The organism is Natrinema pallidum, from assembly GCF_005890195.1.
Lineage (GTDB): Archaea > Halobacteriota > Halobacteria > Halobacteriales > Natrialbaceae > Natrinema > Natrinema pallidum.
Genome location: NZ_CP040637.1, coordinates 2,857,106 through 2,874,363 on the forward strand (window position 1 = coordinate 2,857,106; position 17,258 = coordinate 2,874,363).

Annotated in this window: 22 protein-coding genes and 1 tRNA gene; 12 read left to right on the top strand and 11 right to left on the bottom strand. The window is 66.1% G+C overall.

Annotation, left to right across the window (positions count from 1 at the left end; all coding sequences use genetic code 11):
• From FGF80_RS14155 to FGF80_RS14170, 4 genes are all read left to right on the top strand, one after another.
• Nucleotides 1-1,149 (top strand): ABC transporter permease, encoded by a 1,149-nt coding sequence (locus tag FGF80_RS14155; protein ID WP_138654731.1) that lies wholly within the window; start codon nt 1-3, stop codon nt 1,147-1,149.
• Nucleotides 1,149-2,252: an ABC transporter ATP-binding protein gene (locus tag FGF80_RS14160; RefSeq protein ID WP_138654733.1), complete on the top strand. Its 1,104-nt coding sequence runs from the start codon at nt 1,149-1,151 to the stop codon at nt 2,250-2,252. The genes FGF80_RS14155 and FGF80_RS14160 overlap by 1 nt, the downstream gene beginning before the upstream one ends.
• A complete protein-coding gene (locus FGF80_RS14165; protein WP_138654735.1) occupies nt 2,249-3,589 on the top strand; it encodes an ABC transporter ATP-binding protein in 1,341 nt (446 codons plus the stop codon). Before FGF80_RS14160 ends, FGF80_RS14165 begins: the two co-directional genes overlap by 4 nt.
• A 72-nt stretch (nt 3,590-3,661) precedes the next feature.
• The gene (locus FGF80_RS14170) at nt 3,662-4,189 is read left to right on the top strand and encodes a hypothetical protein (protein ID WP_138654737.1); all 528 of its coding nucleotides are present in this window, start codon (nt 3,662-3,664) and stop codon (nt 4,187-4,189) included.
• A gap of 190 nt (nt 4,190-4,379) precedes the next feature.
• Here FGF80_RS14170 and FGF80_RS14175 read toward each other — a convergent pair.
• From FGF80_RS14175 to FGF80_RS14185, 4 genes are all read right to left on the bottom strand, one after another.
• Nucleotides 4,380-4,454, bottom strand: a tRNA-Met gene (locus FGF80_RS14175).
• 66 nt (nt 4,455-4,520) lie between these two features.
• Entirely contained in the window at nt 4,521-4,967 is a 447-nt protein-coding gene (locus tag FGF80_RS14180; RefSeq protein WP_006186270.1) for a GtrA family protein, read from the bottom strand.
• On the bottom strand, nt 4,960-5,082 hold the full coding sequence (locus tag FGF80_RS19800; RefSeq protein ID WP_269150330.1) for a hypothetical protein: 123 nt from the start codon (nt 5,080-5,082) through the stop codon (nt 4,960-4,962). Before FGF80_RS19800 ends, FGF80_RS14180 begins: the two co-directional genes overlap by 8 nt.
• Nucleotides 5,083-5,162: 80 nt before the next feature.
• Complete coding sequence (locus FGF80_RS14185; RefSeq protein ID WP_007107822.1) at nt 5,163-5,441, bottom strand: HAH_0734 family protein; 279 nt, start codon at nt 5,439-5,441, stop codon at nt 5,163-5,165.
• Nucleotides 5,442-5,587: 146 nt separating this feature from the next.
• Between FGF80_RS14185 and FGF80_RS14190 the strand changes: the two genes are divergently transcribed.
• The 5 genes from FGF80_RS14190 to FGF80_RS14210 are packed head-to-tail and all read left to right on the top strand — an operon-like array spanning nt 5,588 to nt 7,798.
• Nucleotides 5,588-5,869, top strand: coding sequence for a 50S ribosomal protein L44e (locus FGF80_RS14190; protein ID WP_006186272.1), 282 nt, complete (start codon nt 5,588-5,590; stop codon nt 5,867-5,869).
• Nucleotides 5,870-5,874: 5 nt separating this feature from the next.
• Nucleotides 5,875-6,048, top strand: a complete 174-nt coding sequence (locus tag FGF80_RS14195; RefSeq protein ID WP_006186273.1) for a 30S ribosomal protein S27e — start codon at nt 5,875-5,877, stop codon at nt 6,046-6,048.
• Nucleotides 6,045-6,845 (top strand): translation initiation factor IF-2 subunit alpha, encoded by an 801-nt coding sequence (locus FGF80_RS14200; RefSeq protein WP_006186274.1) that lies wholly within the window; start codon nt 6,045-6,047, stop codon nt 6,843-6,845. The genes FGF80_RS14195 and FGF80_RS14200 overlap by 4 nt, the downstream gene beginning before the upstream one ends.
• Nucleotides 6,845-7,024 (top strand): RNA-protein complex protein Nop10, encoded by a 180-nt coding sequence (locus FGF80_RS14205; RefSeq protein ID WP_006186275.1) that lies wholly within the window; start codon nt 6,845-6,847, stop codon nt 7,022-7,024. Before FGF80_RS14200 ends, FGF80_RS14205 begins: the two co-directional genes overlap by 1 nt.
• Before the next feature lie 6 nt (nt 7,025-7,030).
• A complete protein-coding gene (locus FGF80_RS14210; RefSeq protein ID WP_006186276.1) occupies nt 7,031-7,798 on the top strand; it encodes a proteasome assembly chaperone family protein in 768 nt (255 codons plus the stop codon).
• A gap of 117 nt (nt 7,799-7,915) precedes the next feature.
• Here the strand turns inward: FGF80_RS14210 and FGF80_RS14215 are convergent, their stop codons facing one another.
• Nucleotides 7,916-8,695, bottom strand: a complete 780-nt coding sequence (locus FGF80_RS14215; RefSeq protein ID WP_006186277.1) for a DUF7839 domain-containing protein — start codon at nt 8,693-8,695, stop codon at nt 7,916-7,918.
• A gap of 130 nt (nt 8,696-8,825) precedes the next feature.
• Between FGF80_RS14215 and artA the strand changes: the two genes are divergently transcribed.
• The 3 genes from artA to FGF80_RS19285 are packed head-to-tail and all read left to right on the top strand — an operon-like array spanning nt 8,826 to nt 10,919.
• Nucleotides 8,826-9,902 carry an archaeosortase A gene (gene artA, locus FGF80_RS14220; protein WP_138654739.1) on the top strand — a complete coding sequence of 359 codons (1,077 nt, stop codon included), beginning with the start codon at nt 8,826-8,828 and terminating at the stop codon, nt 9,900-9,902.
• Nucleotides 9,895-10,611: a metallophosphoesterase gene (locus FGF80_RS14225; protein WP_138654741.1), complete on the top strand. Its 717-nt coding sequence runs from the start codon at nt 9,895-9,897 to the stop codon at nt 10,609-10,611. Before artA ends, FGF80_RS14225 begins: the two co-directional genes overlap by 8 nt.
• Nucleotides 10,608-10,919 carry a hypothetical protein gene (locus tag FGF80_RS19285; RefSeq protein ID WP_162471317.1) on the top strand — a complete coding sequence of 104 codons (312 nt, stop codon included), beginning with the start codon at nt 10,608-10,610 and terminating at the stop codon, nt 10,917-10,919. The genes FGF80_RS14225 and FGF80_RS19285 overlap by 4 nt, the downstream gene beginning before the upstream one ends.
• 109 nt (nt 10,920-11,028) lie before the next feature.
• Here FGF80_RS19285 and FGF80_RS14235 read toward each other — a convergent pair whose 3' ends face one another.
• The 6 genes from FGF80_RS14235 to FGF80_RS14260 form a co-directional block, all read right to left on the bottom strand.
• Nucleotides 11,029-12,384: an NAD(P)/FAD-dependent oxidoreductase gene (locus tag FGF80_RS14235; protein ID WP_138654743.1), complete on the bottom strand. Its 1,356-nt coding sequence runs from the start codon at nt 12,382-12,384 to the stop codon at nt 11,029-11,031.
• 137 nt (nt 12,385-12,521) lie between these two features.
• Entirely contained in the window at nt 12,522-13,241 is a 720-nt protein-coding gene (locus FGF80_RS14240) for an ABC transporter ATP-binding protein (protein ID WP_138654745.1), read from the bottom strand.
• On the bottom strand, nt 13,241-13,969 hold the full coding sequence (locus tag FGF80_RS14245; RefSeq protein ID WP_006186284.1) for an ABC transporter ATP-binding protein: 729 nt from the start codon (nt 13,967-13,969) through the stop codon (nt 13,241-13,243). The genes FGF80_RS14240 and FGF80_RS14245 overlap by 1 nt, the downstream gene beginning before the upstream one ends.
• On the bottom strand, nt 13,966-15,123 hold the full coding sequence (locus FGF80_RS14250) for a branched-chain amino acid ABC transporter permease (RefSeq protein WP_138654747.1): 1,158 nt from the start codon (nt 15,121-15,123) through the stop codon (nt 13,966-13,968). The genes FGF80_RS14245 and FGF80_RS14250 overlap by 4 nt, the downstream gene beginning before the upstream one ends.
• Nucleotides 15,116-15,988, bottom strand: a complete 873-nt coding sequence (locus FGF80_RS14255) for a branched-chain amino acid ABC transporter permease (protein WP_138654749.1) — start codon at nt 15,986-15,988, stop codon at nt 15,116-15,118. Before FGF80_RS14255 ends, FGF80_RS14250 begins: the two co-directional genes overlap by 8 nt.
• A 3-nt stretch (nt 15,989-15,991) precedes the next feature.
• Nucleotides 15,992-17,233 carry an ABC transporter substrate-binding protein gene (locus FGF80_RS14260; protein WP_138654751.1) on the bottom strand — a complete coding sequence of 414 codons (1,242 nt, stop codon included), beginning with the start codon at nt 17,231-17,233 and terminating at the stop codon, nt 15,992-15,994.
• Nucleotides 17,234-17,258 lie beyond the last annotated feature (25 nt).

Consider the following 17,258-nt stretch of genomic DNA (forward strand, 5'->3'; position numbering starts at 1 on the left):
ATGAGCGACCGACAACCCACCACCGACCGCGGCCGGATTCGCATCGTCGGCTTCGACGACGCGGACTCGGATCGGCCCGGCGACGCGACCTCGAGCGATGACGGCGACGAGTCACTGGCTGCGACTGCCGAGCCACCGGCCGGGCGCACCGATCGTCCGACCGCCGACACGCAGTCGCGGACGGACCCGACAGCGGCGGCGAGTAGCCCGTCCGGGACCGCACTCGAGGGACCCGGATCCCGGTCCGCCGGGGCGTGGCAGCGGTTCCGCCGGGATCGGACGGCGATGGCCGGGCTGACGATCATCGTCGTCATGGCGGTGCTCGCGGTCTTTGCCCGCCCGATCGAGGTCTCGACGGCGGAGTACACGATTACGCTCCAGCCCGTGTCGCTGGCCCCGTACGATCCCGCGCAGCCGTTCGTCGGCCCGGCGAACGCGCCGCCGTCGTGGGACCACCCCTTCGGCACCGACTGGGCGGGCCGCGATCAGTTCTCTCGAGTGCTCGTCGGCGGCCGCTACACCCTGACCGTCGGCCTCGTCGCCGTCTCGCTGGCGTTGGGCGTCGGGATTCCCCTCGGCGCGATCGCCGGCTATTTCGGTGGCTGGGTCGACGAAATCATCATGCGTCTCGTCGACGTCCTGTACGCCTTTCCGTTCCTGATTCTCGCGATCGGGACCGTCGCGATCCTCGGCCGGGGCTTCTGGAAACTGGTGGTTGCGCTGGTCGTCACCGGCTGGATCGGCTACGCCAGGCTGTTGCGCGGCGAAGTCCTCTCCGTCCGCGAACGGGAGTACGTCACGGCGGCCAGAGCGCTCGGCATCCCCGACCGAACGATTATCCGTCGCCACGTCGTCCCGAACGCGATCACGCCCGTCGTCGTCCAGGCGACGCTCAACGTCGGCACGGTCGTTCTCACGGCGGCGGCGCTTGGCTTTCTCGGGCTTGGCCTGGAAGCCGACACCGCCGAGTGGGGCGCGATGCTCTCTCGAGGACGGGACTCGCTGCTCCAGGGCCACTGGCACGTCACCGTCTTCCCCGGGATCGCGATCTTCCTGTTCGTGCTGGCGATCAACCTCGTCGGCGACGGCGTCAACGACGCGCTCGATCCCCACCGGGACGCGAGCGACGACCGGAGGCGGATGCGCTGATGGCGCTGCTCGAGGTCGACGATCTCGTCGTGCAGTTCTACACCGACGATGGCGTGGTCCGTGCCGTCGACGGCATCAGCTACGAGATCCGCGCGGGCGAGACGGTGGGACTGGTCGGCGAGAGCGGGGCCGGCAAGAGCGTCGCCAGCCTGGCGCTCCTCCGTCTGCTCCGCGACCCCGGCGAGATCGTCCGCGGGGAGATCCGGTTCGACGGCCGCGACCTCCGCGAGTGCTCGGCCGCCGACCTCCGGGAGATCCGCGGCAACGACATCGCCATGGTGTTCCAGGACGCCGACGCCGCGCTCAATCCGGTCTACACCGTCGGCGAACAGATCGCCGAAGCGATTCGCGCCCACGAACCCGTCACCGATCGCGAGGCCCGCGAGCGGGCGATCGACCTCCTCGAGCGGGTTGGGATCGCGGACGCGACAACGAGATACTCCGACTATCCCCACGAGTTCTCCGGCGGCATGCAACAGCGGGCCGTCATCGCGATGGCGCTGTCCTGTGATCCCGCCCTCCTGATCTGTGACGAACCGACGACGGGACTCGATGTCACCGTACAGGCCGGCATCCTCGAACTGCTCGCGGACCTCGCCCGGGAATCGGAGACGGCGATTCAGCTCGTGACGCACGATCTCGGCGTCGTCGCGGAACTCTGTGATCGGGTACTGGTCCAGTACGCCGGCGAGATCGTCGAGCGCGCGCCGGTCGAGGACCTGTTCTACGACCCGAAACATCCCTACACCGCCGGGCTACTGGCGTCGATACCCCGACTCGGCGACGATCGGAATCGCCTCGCGACGATCCCCGGGACGATGCCGAGCCTGGTCGACCCGCCGACGGGCTGTCGGTTCCATCCGCGCTGTCCCTTCGCCGAGGACGCGTGTGCCCGTCGGAATCCGTCGCTCGTCGGAGCCGCGTCGGGGACTTCGGCCGTCGACGCCGGCCCCGACGCACACCTCGCTGCCTGCCTCGAGTACACCGGCGATCTCGAGGCCGGGCTGGACTACGAGGTTCGGGTCCGAGACGGGAGCGAGACAGGGGCGGACGATCCATGTCGCGAACGGAATCCGGGGACTCGGCGGGGTGAGACGCAGTGACGACGGCCGAGGACGCCCCGCTCCTCCGGGCCACGGGGCTCGAGACGTACTACTCCACCGCGGACGGGTTCCTCGATCGATTGCTCGGCCGCGGCGAGACGGTCCGAGCAGTCGACGGCGTCGATCTCGAACTCTACGCGGGTGAAACGCTCGGACTGGTCGGCGAGAGCGGCTGTGGGAAGACGACTCTCGGCCGAACGCTCCTCGGACTGCGGGAGCCGACCGGCGGCTCGGTTACGTACCGCGGCACCGAACTGACGGACCGCTCGCGATCGGCCCTGCGGGAGCTCCGGACGGAGATCCAGTACGTCTTCCAGAACCCCACGGCCAGCCTCGACCCGCGACTGACGATCGGCGAGAGCATCGCTGAAGCCCTCACGGCCCACGATATCGTTCCCCCCGACCGCCGCGATGAGCGCGTTCGAGAACTGCTCGAGACGGTCGGGCTGCGGGCCGGCCACGCGAGTCGGTATCCCGACGAATTCTCGGGCGGGCAGCGCCAGCGGATCGGGATCGCCCGCGCGCTCGCGGTCGAACCCGAACTCGTCGTCTGCGACGAGCCGGTCTCCGCGCTCGACGTCTCGGTCCAGGCCCGCATCCTCAACCTGCTGTCCGACCTCCAGGACGAGTTCGGCCTCTCGTATCTGTGTATCGCCCACGATCTCTCGGTCGTCGAGCACATGGCCGACCGCGTGGCCGTCATGTACCTCGGCGAGATCGTCGAAACCGGACCGACGGCGGCCGTCTTCGACGATCCGTCCCATCCGTACACGGCGGCGCTGTTGTCGGCGATTCCCGAACCCGATCCCTGCTGGGAAAGCGATCGGACCGTTCTCGAGGGGTCGGTCCCGTCGCCGACGGAGCCGCCCGCCGGCTGTCGGTTCCATCCCCGCTGTCCGAGAGTCGTCCCGCCCGCGGCCTACGAGTTCGCGGACGACGCGTTCCGCGCCGTGATGTCGTTACGGACCCGTCTTGCACAAGCGGACGCCGACGCCGGACTCGAGGCATTGCTCTCCCGTCCCGATGCTCACGCGGACGTCGCGGCGGCGCTCCGGGACGCCTACGGGATTCCCGATCGGCTCTCCGATCCGGATGCGGACGCCGTTCTGACGGCCGCGCTCGAGACCGCCGCGGCCGGCGACCTCGACGAAGCGCGACGGCGTCTCGCGTCGGCGTTCGAGACGCCCTGCGAGACGGCCGCGCCGGTGTTGGAACCGGGGACGGCCGACCACCCGATCGCCTGCCATCGGTTCGACGACCGAATCGCGGGCGACGCCGAGTCGGACGGGAGCGACACGAATGCCGGCGATGTTCAACGGGGACCCGACGATGACTAACCGGACCACCGACGCACCAACCGAATGCAGAAAGCGGCCCGCGCGGACGGCCGACCGACGAGAGGTTACGCGATGAGACGGATTTACGAGTCTCGCGCGCTCGAGCGAACGAACGACGACCCGTTCGCCCCCGACGAAGACGAGTCGCGAGACGGGCCGCGGACGATCGACTGGGCGGCGTTCAGCCACGCGTTCACGCCGACGGCGCTGCGCCACCGGGCGATCGAGATCGGCGTGTCGACGGACGCGCGGCGGTACGAGCCCGGCGACCCGGTCGACATCACGGTCACCTTCCGCAACCGACTCCCGTTCCCGATTCGGCTTCGTACGGAGTCGCCGAACCGCTGGCTCTGGACCGTCGACGGGCTGCAAGCGGCGTCGAAACTGCCGCGTGCGGTTCCGGACCGGCCCGCCGCGTTCTCCTTTACCCGCGGCGAACGCAAGACGTTCCGACGGCAGTGGCCCCAGCGCATCCAGGTCGCCGACGACGAGTGGGAACCCGTCGATCCCGGCACCTACACGATCGCGGTCCGGGTCGCGCGGGCCGACGCGGCCGATCGCGGACTCGTCGACAGCACGGCTATCGAAATAACGGAGTGACGGCCCCGGTTTTCTCGCTCGAGCATCGGTGCCGGGACACCTCACTCATGGCCGTGCTCGTCGGTGACTCCCCGAAAAGTACGTGAAAAGTACGCGAGCGGTTTGAACCACGGTCACAGCGAAGCCGCTTCCCGGTTCAAACGACTGCCGTGCTATGGATGACGGTCACGGATTCGTTCGCGCCAAAACATAGCGGGAGGTAGATTTGAACTACCGGTCTGCGGGTTATGAGCCCGCCGGAATCTCCTGGCTATCCCATCCCGCTATCACATCATACCCGAGTGCACTAGTTAAGGGTTGTGATTCGGGTGCCGTATGCGGGTTTTTATCGCTACTCCTGGTGAACCTGCCAGGTGTAGAGGCTCTCACAGGTATAGTTGACGAAGAAGCCGACGCCGATCCCGATCACGTTCGCGGCCACGTACCAGACATCGAACTGTTGGACCAGGACGCGCAGGACGGCCAGCGTCACCAGAAACCCGCCGAACCGGACGCCGTTCGAACGGAGGAACCGCCTCACCAACGGTCCCAACCCGACCTGCCCGTACTCCGCGAACGTCCACCGCTCGTTGATGGCGAAGATAATCATAATCCCGAGCTCCCAGGAGAGGATCTTCGCCACGACCGGTCCGAGAAACGTCGCCTCGACGAGCGCCACGAGCACCACCGTGTCGACGGTGGCACCGACGGTCCCCACCCCGACGAACTGGGTAAACCGCGACGTCGAAAGCAGCGCACGAACCCGCGTCCGGATGGCCTCTGATAGGGAATCACTCATCGTCGTGTTCGCTCTCGAGCGGCTCGATCGTCGTCCCCCGGATCGCGATCGGAGTCGTCGAGCGACGCGTCGTTCCGAACGGGTCGGGAGACGGGCAGCCACTCGCGGGACCCATTCGTCCGCATGCCAGCCGAGGGAAGAAAAACGTTCTGAGACGGCTCGGGGAACGGGCCGACGACCGAGCCGCGACGACGCTCAGACCGCGAGATCGCTCTTCGCTCGGACGACTTCGACGTCGTCGGCGTCGACGCGGTCGACGTCGAGGAAGTGGGGCGTGAAGTTTCGTTTCTCGTAGTCCTCGTATTCGTCTTCGCTGCCGACGGTACACCAGAGCTGGACCCGATCGGGACCGTGATACTCCCCGTTTCGATTGATCCCGAAACAGACCACCTCGGAGTCACCCTCGTCCCCCTCGTACCGAACGATGGCCCCGTTGCGGATTCCGGGATCGCCGTGAATGATGAGCTGCTTCATGGACGGCCGTTCACAGGAGAGCGGATTAAACGCTTCGGACCCGGGAGTAGCCGTCCGGATCGAAACGACAGCCGGCAGTAACGAGCGACGACGAACCAAACGGGTTTTAAACAGCGCTATCTTAGGCCACGGCAAGTGAGATAACTATGCAGATGCCACGCCGATTCAATACGTACTGTCCGCACTGCAACGAACACCACGAACACGAAGTCGAGAAGGCCCGAACCGGTCGCTCCTCGGGGCTAAAATGGGACGCTCGCCGAACCCGGCGGAGCACCTCGAGCATCGGTAACTCCGGTCGCTTCTCGAAGGTGCCGGTCGGCGAGAAGCCCACCAAGAAGACCGATCTCAAGTACCGCTGCGGCGAATGCGGCAAGGCCCACCTCCGCGAGGGATGGCGCACCGGCCGACTCGAGTTCCAGGAGTGATTCCAATGGCAGGAAATTTCTACAGCGTTCGATGCGGTGACTGCGAGAACGAACAGACCGTCTTCGGCAAGGCCTCCTCGGAGGTCGCCTGTGCCGTCTGTGGCACGACGCTCGTGCGGCCGGCCGGCGGGAAAGCCGAGATCGAACACGAGATCGTTGAGACAGTCGAGTCACGATGAAGTACAGCGGCTGGCCCGATCCCGGCGAACTCGTCGTCGGCAAGATCGACGAAATCGAGGACTTCGGTGTCTTCGTCGATCTCGAGGAGTACGAGGACAAGCGCGGTCTGATCCACATCTCCGAAGTCGCGAGCGGTTGGATCAAGAACGTCCGCGATCACGTCCGTGAGGGCCAGATCGTCGTCTGCAAGGTCCTGGACGTCGACGAGGGGTCCCAGCAGATCGATCTCTCCCTGAAAGACGTCAACGACCACCAGCGCTCCGACAAGATCCAGGAGTGGAAAAACGAGCAGAAGGCCGACAATTGGATGGAACTGGCCTTCGGCGAGGAGATCGCCGACGAGGACTACACCGCGATCGCCAACGAACTGATCGCCATCCACGGTGGGCTCTACGAAGGGTTCAAGCAGGCCGCGATCCACGGCGACGAGGCCCTCGACGACACTGATCTCGACGACGACGAAATCGCATCGATCGTCGAAACGGCCCGCGAAAACGTCTCGGTACCGTACGTCAACGTCACCGGCTACGTCGATCTCGAGAATCCGACCGAGACCGGCGTCGACGGCATTCGGGAGGCCCTCGAAGCGGCCGAAGGCAACGGCGAGGTGCCCGAGGAAGTCGATCTCGAAGTGAGCTACGTCGGCGCACCCGAGTACCGAATTACGGTTCGAGCGCCCAACTACAAGACCGCCGAATCCCAACTCGAGGAGAGCGCACAGCGGGCAGTCACGGCGATCGAAGGCCACGGCGGGACGGGCGAATACCATCGCGAGCGCCGGACCGACGACGAGTAATGAAATCCGACATTCGGGTGTGCTCGGCGTGGCGCGAGGCCCACGACAGCCCGGTGTATACCCTTTCGGATAGCTGTCCCGACTGCGGCGCGGACGCGGAAAACAGCGCGCCGGCACCGTTCGATCCGAACGACCCACACGGGAAGTACCGACGCGCTCTTAAACGTCGCCGCCGCTGATACGGTATGGACGAACTCGAGATCGACGCAGTCGCCGAGGTCGAACTGGACGACCCCGTCCTCGTCGAAGGGTTGCCGGGTGTCGGACACGTCGGCACCCTCGCGGTCGAGCACTTACTCGAGGAACTCGAGGGTGAGAGCACGCTCGTCCGGCGGCTTTACTCTCGGGAGTTCCCGCCGCAGGTCAGCGTCGAGGACGGCGTCTCGGAACTGACCTGCGCTGAGATTCACGCCGTCGAGGTTCCCGAGGGCCGCGATCTCCTCCTGCTGACCGGCGATCATCAGGCACAGAGCAACGCGGGCCACTACACGCTGACCGACGCCTTCCTCGACATCGCCGAGGCGTTCGGTGCGACCGAAGCGTACGCGCTCGGCGGCGTCCCAACCGGCGAACTCATCGACGAGTACGCCGTCGTCGGAGCCGTCAACGACGAGTCGCTGCTCGAGCCGCTCGAGGACGCGGGCGTCGAGTTCCGCGAGGACGAACCCGCCGGCGGCATCGTCGGCGTCTCGGGACTCCTGCTCGGACTCGGCGAGCGGCGCGGCTTCGAGGCGACGTGCCTGATGGGCGAGACCAGCGGCTATCTCGTCGACCCCAAGAGCGCCCGCGCGGTGCTGGAAGTGCTCGAGGACGTACTCGGCTTCGACCTCGCGTACGAGTCCCTCGACGAGCGGGCCGACGAGATGGAGGAAGTCATCGGCAAGATCCAGGAGATGGAGCAACAACAGCAGATGGACGTGCCCACGGACGACGATCTGCGATACATCGGCTGACGGCAGCGACCGGCAGCGCCGGACGGCGGAGCACGAGTCCCTTTTCGAAAGCCGACGCGCCGCGAGAGCCCTCGCTGTCGTGTGTCTCGAGTAGCTCCCGGAGTACGGCCGGTCGACTCAGCCTTCGAGCACTTCGTAGGAGATGTCGGCGTCCCGGAGCGCGTCGGTGACGCGGCCGACGGCGTCGGTCGTGGCCACGGCGGTGACCTCGAGTCCGTGGTTCGCGGCGTCGGCCGCGACCTCGCCGACGGCGAACGTGACGTCGGGATCGGCGTCCGCCTGTCGGCAAGCGACGATGGCTTCGACGCCGGCGGCGACTACGATATCGGCACCGTCACAGGCGTCGGTGACCGTTTCGTCGTCGATCGCGCGGCTGCCACCGGTGCGGATCGAGGGGACCTGCAGAACGGTGACAGAGCCGGGAACCAGGTCCATGACGCCTTCGAAACTGGTGACGCCGACATCGGTTCCGGCCTCGGCGTCGGTCGTCGCGATGCCGGTCGCGGGACCGTCGCTGTCCGGCGTGGCGTGGAGCAGTCCGTCTTCGACCGTCAGCGAGACGGTCTCGCCTTCTTCGATGTCCGCGGTCGCGATGTAGGCGTCTTCGCTCATCGCGCCGAGCACGTCGCCGGTGACGTGGTCGGCGAACCGGCGGACGTCGTCGGCTGCCCGGAAGAGCCAGTCGACACCTTCGCGAGTGACGCGATAGCGCGATCGGCCTTCCTTCTCGACCAGGCCGTCGTCGACGAGTTCGCGGATGTACTCGCTGACGGCCTGGCTCGTCACGCCGACTTCCCCGGCGATCTCCCCCTGGCTGACTGCGGGCTGGCGCTCGGCGATCTGGACGAGAATCCGGAACCGCGTCGCGGCCCGCTTGTTATCGAGGACGTCGACCATGTAGCTAGCGTTTTCTCGAGCGACGGAAAAAGGTACGCGGTCGGCGGGTCGGTCGCCCGGACGCTCCGCCCGCCCGAGCGTTCCGAGGCGTCAAGTTGATAGCGGGAGAGTCCGTCGGGTTCACGTGAGTATGTCGGCCCTCTCAGCGACGACCGCCGCAACCGTGCCGGCCGCCGATTTCGTGGCGACCGGGACCATGTCACCCATTCCGGCAGTCGTCGGCCAACTCGGACTCTCCGACTGGGTCGCCTGGATCGCGATCGGGACCTTCGTCGCGGCGATGGCGCTGCAGTGGTCCGGTGCCGTCGATCCGGCGCGATACGTCGCCGCAGCGGCCTGGTCGGTCTTCGGCGTCTACTGGCTCATGCTGGTGCCGTACTACTACGGCCACCTGCAGAGCCCACTCGAGACGCTGTTGGCACTCGCCGCGCTGCCGCTGTGTCTCTACACCGCCTACCTCCTCGTCACGGGCCGGGAGTCGCTGCTCTTGCTCTCGAAGGCCGTCGCGTTCATGGGACTGATATACCTGCCCGCCGAGACGATCCCCGTCGTTCGCACGTGGTTGATCGAGACGACCGCGGCACAGACCCACTTCGGGATGGAGTTGCTCGGACACAGCCCCGGACTGACCGAAGGTGCGGACGGGTACATGAGCAAGTTCGACTTCGACCCCGAAAAGACGGTCACCGGGCGGACGACCTACATCATCATGGCCTGTACCGGGATCGGTAGCATGGCCATCTTCGGCGGCCTCATCGCCGCGGTCAACGCACCGCTCAAGCGGAAAGCAATTGCCTTCACGAGCGCGATCGGCGTCATCTGGATCCTCAACCTCTCCCGGAACGTCTTTATCGGGCTGGCCTCGCCGTGGGGCTGGTTTCAGCAGGACGTGTTCGTCTACATCGCGAGCGACTTGATGGGTGCTCCCGTGAGTCGCACGTCCTATCTCGTCGCCCACAACTTCATCGCCCAAACGCTGTCGATCGGCGCTCTGCTGGGCATTACCTACCTCGTCGTTCGCATCCTCCCCGAAGTCCTCGAGCCACTCGAGGATGTCCTCTTCGTGCTGACCGGCTCCGAGTACGATCTCGCGGCCGCGCTCGGCGAGGAAGGACACCCCGGCGGCGGTGCGGAGACGTCCCGGTCCGACCAGCGGTCGGCGGTCGACTCCGACGCCGCGTCCGGCTCCGACTCCGACGATGACTGACCACACGGCCGTCGACATCCCGTTCACGATCCACGACCGCGCCGTGTTCGTTCCCGCGGCCGAGACGCTCGTCGTCGCCGACATCCACCTCGGCAAGGCGGCCGCCTCGAGCGTCGAGGCACCGATCGATGACGGACGCGATGTCGTCGAGCGGCTTCGAGGACTCCTCGCGGAGACCGAACCCGCCACCGTCGTGGTCGCTGGCGACCTGTTACACTCGTTTTCGCGGCTTCCGCGGGGCGTCGAGCGCGACCTCGAGCGACTCGTCGCAACCGTCGAGGCGGCCGGTGCCGAGCTGATCGTTACGCCCGGCAACCACGACACGCTGCTCGAGGACGTGTTTTCGGGCACGACCGTCGGGGAGTACCGGCTAGCCGACGGTGACACGGTCGTCTGCCACGGCCACGAGCGCCCCGACGCGACGGCCGACCGCTACGTCGTCGGCCACGACCATCCGGCGCTGTCGATCGAGGGCCGGAAACTGCCGTGTTTCCTCTACGGGCCGGCGTGTGACGAAGACGCGGACGTCCTCGTCCTGCCGGCGTTTACGCGCCTCGCCGCCGGGGCGACGGTCAACGGGATGTCCGGCGTGGATTTCCAGACGCCGCTGGTCCAGTCCGCCGACGCGTTTCACCCCGCGGTCAGGGACGACTCGAGCGGCGATGTCCTGTGGTTCCCGCCGTTGGGGGAGCTACGACGGGTACTGTGACTGTCGAGGGACCCTCCCACCAGGTGGACGACGTTCGATGGCAGCGACTCTCGAGTTCACTGGCCGACGGCACGATCACGAGCGACAGCGCGCCGACGCGACCGGCGTTCGAGTCGGCGGCCGCCACCAAATTTTTGAAGAAATCGCTGAACGTGAGCAGCAAGACCGCGGCGGTGATGATCAAGATGAGGAACGCGAAGAATATGATCGCCGCTTGTCGCCCGGTCAGCGTCGTCCCTTCGAGAAAGTCGTCCATTGCCATGTCGGTTCCGTTCGTCTCCCGAGGGGACGGGACGAGGCGAAGTTAGTAGTTTCCCGCTCGCCGATGGCTGTCGTCGGCCGAAGCACGTCTCGGCGCGGCGGCGACACCGGGACGCCGCGGTTCCCGGTCGCCGACCGACTCGGACGAGAGTGCGGTCACCGCGACAGATCGTCGAGCACGGCTTTGGCTGCCTGCCGACCGCTCTCCATCGCGCCCTGAATCGACGACCACTGCGTGTAGTCGCCGGCGAGATAGACCGGCCCGGCGGGCGCGCGAACGTCAGGCAGCCGGTCGTAAATCCCCGGCGGCTGGTCGAACTGCGCGAACGGGACGCGCTCGGTGTGGAGCGCCTCGAGCGCGGCGAACCGTCGGTCAGGATACCACGACTCGAGGGCGCGTCGCGTCCGCTCGACGAGGGCGGCGTCCGACGCGTCCGGGCCGCGGTCGGCGTCGCTCCCGGTCGAGGACCCGGTGCCCTCGAACTGCTCGTCGAGGTAGGTCGCGCTGAGCAGCGTCGCCCCGTCGGGGGCGTACTCGGGCGCGACCGCGCTGTGTGGGACGACGTGGTTCGGCCCCCGATCGGTCGCGTTCAACAGGAGTCGCCGGCCGGTCTCGAGGTCGACCTCGGCCGGCAGCGCGTAGTATTGGGTGACACACCCCCGCCCGTCGGTCGGGATCGACGGAACGCCGGTGAGGTCGCGAGCGGTCGGCGGGTCCGTCGCGACGACGACCGCGTCGGCGTCGATCGATCCGCCGTCGGTCTCGAGCATGACACGACCGTCCACGCGCTCGGCACCGCTCGAGTCGGCGTCGGTCGCTGTGACCGACTCGACCTCGACGCCCGTTCTGATCGTGCCGCCGGCCTCGCGAACGCGGGTGGCGAGTTGGGTTGGGATCGCTTCCATACCGGTCGCCGGGACCACCGTCTCGCCGGCCGCAAGCGTCCGGAAGGTGTACTCGAAGACGCGTCTCGACGTCGCGAGCGATCGGTCGAGCGTGATCCCCCCGTAGAACGGCGCGATGAAACCCTCGATGAACGCCTCTGAGAAGCCGCGGTCGCGGAGGAACGCGTCGATTCGCTCGTCGTCGCCGGCGAACAGGGCGTCCGGCTCCGTCCGCCGGAGTTCCCACCAGAGCCGGGCGACCCGGAGCGCGTCGCCGGCGGAGACGTACGGACTGGCCAGCGTCGATGGGATCGTTCCGGGCTCCCGAAGCGGGTCCGCCAGCGTCGATCGCCCGGTCGGACCGGCGACGGTGGCACCCGGGGCGAACCGCCGGAGGTCCAGCGCCTCGAGATCGAGTTCCGTCCGGACCGCCGGATAGGCGGTAAAGAGCACCTGAAAGCCGCGGTCGAATCGATAGCCGTCGCGCTCGCGGGTGCGGACGCGCCCCCCGACTGTCTCTCGGCGTTCTACCAGCGCCACGTCCACGCCGCCGGCGGCGAGGTGGCGCGCGGCGACCAGTCCGGCGAGTCCGCCACCGGCGACGACGACCTGCGGAGTCGAGCGCATGGGTGACCATCCGGCCGGCGGCGAATAAAATGGTCGACCCAACAATGCAGGCGCGTCGACGGCAGTCCGACCGATCGCCCCTCGAGAGTGGCATCTACTGCCGGCGGACGCGTCGGAAACGGGCCGGGAAAGCACCGTCAGTGGACGCCGACGTACGCTTCGCGGACGTACTCGTTGTCGTGGAACTCCCCGTGGGTCCCCGACAGTTCGATCTCGCCGGTTTCGATCAGCGAGAGTCGATCGGCGTGGTTCAGCGCGAACGTCGCGTTCTGTTCCGCGAGCAGGATCGTCAGTCCCGTTTGTGCCTGCAGCGTCTCGAGGGCCGCGCCGATGTCCTGGATGATGACCGGTGCGAGGCCGAGCGTCGGTTCGTCGAGCATCAACACGTCGGGGTCGCTCATCAGCGCCCGGCCGACGGCGAGCATCTGCTGTTCGCCGCCGCTCATGGTCTCGGCCTCCTGCTCGCGGCGCTCGTCCAGCCGCGGGAACAACTCGTAGACCATGTCGAGATCCGCTCGGACGCCGTCGCGGTCGTCGCGGAACTGAGCGCCCATCAGTAGGTTCTCGTGGACCGAGAAGTACGGGAACAGGTCCCGATTCTCGGTACAGTAGACCAGACCGTCCCTGACGATCCGCTGTGGGCTGACGGCGGCGAGATCGGCCCCGTCGTAGCGGATGGTGCCGTCGTAGTCGACGAACCCGGCGATAGCGTTGAGCATGGTCGTCTTTCCGGCCCCGTTTGGCCCGATCACGCCGTAGATCTCTCCCTCGCCGATCGACAGCGAGACGCCCGTCAATGCGTGTGACTTGCCGTAGTAGACGTCGAGATCGTCGATCTCGAGTATCGGTTCGGTCATCAGAGTCCCTCCCCGGCGAGGTATGCCTCCTGGACCGCATCGTTGTCGGCGATCTCCGCGGGCGTTCCCGCGGCGAGGAAGTCGCCGTTGTTGAGGACGACGACGCGGTCGACGAGTTCCATCAGCCCGCCCATGTTGTGGTCGACGACGACCATCGTCATCCCGTCCTCGCGGAAGCGTTCGATCTGGGCGGCGAGTGCCCCGATTTCGGCCTGGTTCATCCCGGCGAACGGTTCGTCGAGCAGCATGAGTTCGGGCTCGGTCGCCAGCGATTTGGCGATCTCGAGCCGTCGAACGTCCGCGTGCGGGAGTTCGCTCGGCATCTCGTGGAGTTTGTCTTCGATATCGATGCGTGCGGCGTACTCGCGGATCTCCTCGTCGCTCGCGCCGCCGTGGAGCGAGCGGATACTGTTCGGGAGCGTGAACAGCCTGATGTTCTCGCTCACGGAGTACAGGTCGATCGGATTCGACTCCTGTGAGACCCGCGAGAGTCCCTTGGTGACGATTTGGTGGGTCGAATCCGACGTGATGTCCTCGCCGTTGAACCGTATCTCGCCGTCAGTCACGTCGTACAGCCCCATGATGCAGTTGAACACCGTCGACTTCCCCGACCCGTTCGGGCCGATCAGTCCGACGATTTCGCCCTCGTCGACTTCGAGCGAGAAGTCGTCGACGGCGACCAGTCCACCGAACGTTTTCGTGAGGTTGTCGACTTCCAGAACGCTCATTCGGACTCACCTCGAACGGCACCGAGACGGTGCCAGATCGCCCTGAACAGCCCGTCGCGTGCGAACACGAGCACGAACAGGACGATTAGCCACAAGAAGAGATACCTGACCGGCGTCGAATAGCCGTGGAGGACCTGGTGGTTGAGAACCTCGAAGAGGAACGCGCCGCCGAGCGGCCCGAGGATCGAGCTCATGCCACCGATAACGGCGATCGCGATCATCTCGATGCTGTTGTCGACGACGACGAACGTACTCGGGTCGACGTTCCCGGTAAAGCCGACCAGGAGGACGCCGCCGATCCCCATCGGCACCGAACTGAGCACGAACGACCAGAGCTTGAACTTCGTCGGATTGAGTCCCGCGGCGGACACCGCCGGTTCGTTTTCGCGGATCGCGATCAGGATCATTCCGAGGTTCGACCGGGCCATGAACGTCAATGCGAGCGCGATGAGCAGCATCGGAATCGCCATGTAGTAGTATCGCACCATCGGGTCCCAGGTGAAGACGTCCGGCTGGCCGAACCCGGGAATGCCCCCGAGCGAACTGAACGCCGTCGTCAGCCTGTAAAACAGGAGCACGGCGACGAACGTGATCAGCGAGAAGTACGGCCCCTCGAGCCGAAGCGTAGGCAGCGCGATCAACAGCCCGACCACGAGCGCGGCCAGCACCGACACCGATCCCGTGATCCAGATCGACAGCGTCGGATCGACGTGTACGATCAGGAGGGCCGTCGTGTAGCCGGCCGCGCCGGACAGCGCGGAGTGGCCGAAGCTGATGTAGCCGGTGTATCCGCTCTGGATGTCCCAACTCATCGCGAAGATGGCCCAGATACTGGCCAGCGCCAGCGTTCGCAGAAGGCCGCCGCCGAGGAGCGGGCCGACCATCGGAGCCCAGGTGCCCGCGGTGAGGAGTCCGGCGACGCTGACCGCGATCACGCCGAACTGCAGTCCCGACATCTCGCCGAAGTACGGCCCCAGCGATCGGTTGTACCCGTCTGCAACCGGACCGAGGACCCGGTCGATCGGTGCCAGCAGCCGCTCGAGCGTTCGACCGATCGGCCACAGAACCTGTCGCCGTAGCGTTCCGGCGACGCGACCGAGTCGACCCGTTACCGTCGAGCAGACCGTTCCGAGGAGTAGTATCGTACTAATCATGGGCGAACTCCCTCCCGTAGAGTCCCTGCGGCATGAACAGCAGGAAGGCAACGAGCACGACGAGCGAGAGGATGCCTCGGAACCCGTGCCCGACGAACGTGACCGTGAACTGTTCGAGGAATCCGATGACGTACGCCGCGACGACGGACCCCTTGATCGACCCGATACCGCCGATGACGACGATCATAAACGCCAGCGCGAGCGGGTTGAGCCACATGAGCGGCGTCGCCCCGCCCGTCGAGCCGAGGATGATACCCGCGGTACCGGCGAGTGCGCCGGCGATGAGCCACGTCTTCGACCGGACCGAGTGAAGGTCGACGCCGGTCAACTGCGCCCCCCGCTCGCTCATCGAGGCCGCGAGGATCGACCGGCCGTCGTCGGTCTTCGTGATATAGTACCACAGCAGCCCGATCGCGATCCACGAGATGACGAACCCGACGAACTGAACGATACGGGGCCGCGCGTTGATCCCGTAGGGCTCGAGGTTTACGGCTCCACTGACGAGCGTCATGCCAAGCGGCGAGCTACCGAAGCGAATGAGGATGACTTCCGTCGCCGCGACCGCGACGATGACCGTCGCCAGAAACGTGATGACGACGTTTTCCTCGACCCAGCGGACGAGAATCTGATAGAGCCCCCACGAAAGGAGCGCGATCACGACGATGGTGACTGGGAACGCGACGGCCGAATGGATACTCTGTGCGAGGACGCCGAAGACGTAGGCACCGGACATGATCAGCGCGCCGTGAGCGAGGTTCAACGTCCCGCCGACGCCGAAGATCATGGTGAATCCGATCGCGATCAACGCGTAGACGGCACTGATCATCGTTCCTTGTAACACCAGCGTGGCGATGTCCCCGAGCATCGCTCACTGCATCCACGACGGCAGTTGGTGCTCCGCAGTCCGGTGCTCGTCGGGGTAGACGCACTCGCTTTCCTCCGGGCCGACCCACTGGGTCACGGGGTAGTTCGTGATCGTCCCGTCCGCTCTGCGCTCCTCGCGAACGTCGTGCGGGTAGTCGGAATCGGGCCCGTAGAAACTGAGTTGTCCGGCGACGCCGGTGACATCGACCTCGAGCATCTCGGCGACGAAGTCGTCGAGATTGTTCCGCGTGTCCGTCGTCTCGAGGGAGTCGATTGCCGCCTTGAAGACGTGGATGCCGTCGTACGTGTTGAATCCCATGTACATCGGGGCTCGGATCGGAGCCTCGTCCGCGTCCTGGTATCGACTGGAATACGCCTCGACGAACGGCTGCGTCCGCTCCGTAATGGGCGTCACACCTGCGGCACCGGACTGTGCCGTCGTTTCGTATGTCGCCGCGCCTTCGTAGAGTTCGTTGTACGACGGCAGCATTCCGGAAACGTGCACGCCCTCGATGCCGAACTCGTACTGCCCTTCGTGCCACCGCGTGAGCATATCTCCGCCGTCGATGTGTGCGAAGAACCGCAGGACGAAGTCCGCGTCCGATTCGTTGACGTCGCTCATCACCGGCCCGAAGTCGGTTCCTTCGATCGACAGGGCATCCTGATACACGATCTCTAGATCGCGCTCCGAAAGCAACCCCGGAATCCGTTCGCCGAACGGCTCCGTCCACTCGGCCTGATCGCGGAGGAACGCGACCCGCTCCCAATCGTGTTTGTCGTTGAGGTATGCACAGTAGTCGGCGATCGACTCGGCCTGAAAATCGGAATTGATCGGCCCGATACGGAAAACGTTCTTGTACGTGTCGTAGTCGGAACCGGCGTAGTCGGTAACGAGACTCGGGGCGGCCGATCCAGTGATCATGAGGGGAACATCGAACTCCGCCGTGAGATCCAGAATCGACTGCGTCGTCTCGGAGTTGAACGTTCCGATCAAGAGGTCAACGTCTTCCTGCTGGATGAGTTCCTCCGTCACGCTCTGTGCTTCGCTCGAGTCCGTCCGCGTGTCCTTCGTGATGACGGTGGCCTGTTCACCGTTGAAACCGCCATCCTCGTTGAGTTCCTCGACGGCCATGTCCACCGTCCGTTTGGACCCGATTCCGAGCGGGTTACTCATCGGCGCGAGATGACCGATAGTGAGCCCGTCGCTCCCGCCGCCACCGAGGCACCCGGCGAACGCCGTTGCCATCGTACCGGCCCCTGCAGCCCCCAGG

Bases quoted from the DNA above. Each gene is read 5' to 3' on its own strand.
- FGF80_RS14155 (WP_138654731.1), top strand. From the start codon at position 1: ATGAGCGACCGACAACCCACCACCGACCGCGGCCGGATTCGCATCGTC.
- FGF80_RS14160 (WP_138654733.1), top strand. From the start codon at position 1,149: ATGGCGCTGCTCGAGGTCGACGATCTCGTCGTGCAGTTCTACACCGAC.
- FGF80_RS14170 (WP_138654737.1), top strand. From the start codon at position 3,662: ATGAGACGGATTTACGAGTCTCGCGCGCTCGAGCGAACGAACGACGAC.
- FGF80_RS14180 (WP_006186270.1), bottom strand. From the start codon at position 4,967: ATGAGTGATTCCCTATCAGAGGCCATCCGGACGCGGGTTCGTGCGCTG.
- FGF80_RS19800 (WP_269150330.1), bottom strand. From the start codon at position 5,082: ATGGGTCCCGCGAGTGGCTGCCCGTCTCCCGACCCGTTCGGAACGACG.
- FGF80_RS14185 (WP_007107822.1), bottom strand. From the start codon at position 5,441: ATGAAGCAGCTCATCATTCACGGCGATCCCGGAATCCGCAACGGGGCC.
- FGF80_RS14190 (WP_006186272.1), top strand. From the start codon at position 5,588: ATGCAGATGCCACGCCGATTCAATACGTACTGTCCGCACTGCAACGAA.
- FGF80_RS14195 (WP_006186273.1), top strand. From the start codon at position 5,875: ATGGCAGGAAATTTCTACAGCGTTCGATGCGGTGACTGCGAGAACGAA.
- FGF80_RS14200 (WP_006186274.1), top strand. From the start codon at position 6,045: ATGAAGTACAGCGGCTGGCCCGATCCCGGCGAACTCGTCGTCGGCAAG.
- FGF80_RS14205 (WP_006186275.1), top strand. From the start codon at position 6,845: ATGAAATCCGACATTCGGGTGTGCTCGGCGTGGCGCGAGGCCCACGAC.
- FGF80_RS14210 (WP_006186276.1), top strand. From the start codon at position 7,031: ATGGACGAACTCGAGATCGACGCAGTCGCCGAGGTCGAACTGGACGAC.
- FGF80_RS14215 (WP_006186277.1), bottom strand. From the start codon at position 8,695: ATGGTCGACGTCCTCGATAACAAGCGGGCCGCGACGCGGTTCCGGATT.
- artA (WP_138654739.1), top strand. From the start codon at position 8,826: ATGTCGGCCCTCTCAGCGACGACCGCCGCAACCGTGCCGGCCGCCGAT.
- FGF80_RS14225 (WP_138654741.1), top strand. From the start codon at position 9,895: ATGACTGACCACACGGCCGTCGACATCCCGTTCACGATCCACGACCGC.
- FGF80_RS14235 (WP_138654743.1), bottom strand. From the start codon at position 12,384: ATGCGCTCGACTCCGCAGGTCGTCGTCGCCGGTGGCGGACTCGCCGGA.
- FGF80_RS14240 (WP_138654745.1), bottom strand. From the start codon at position 13,241: ATGACCGAACCGATACTCGAGATCGACGATCTCGACGTCTACTACGGC.
- FGF80_RS14245 (WP_006186284.1), bottom strand. From the start codon at position 13,969: ATGAGCGTTCTGGAAGTCGACAACCTCACGAAAACGTTCGGTGGACTG.
- FGF80_RS14250 (WP_138654747.1), bottom strand. From the start codon at position 15,123: ATGATTAGTACGATACTACTCCTCGGAACGGTCTGCTCGACGGTAACG.
- FGF80_RS14255 (WP_138654749.1), bottom strand. From the start codon at position 15,988: ATGCTCGGGGACATCGCCACGCTGGTGTTACAAGGAACGATGATCAGT.
- FGF80_RS14260 (WP_138654751.1), bottom strand. From the start codon at position 17,233: ATGGCAACGGCGTTCGCCGGGTGCCTCGGTGGCGGCGGGAGCGACGGG.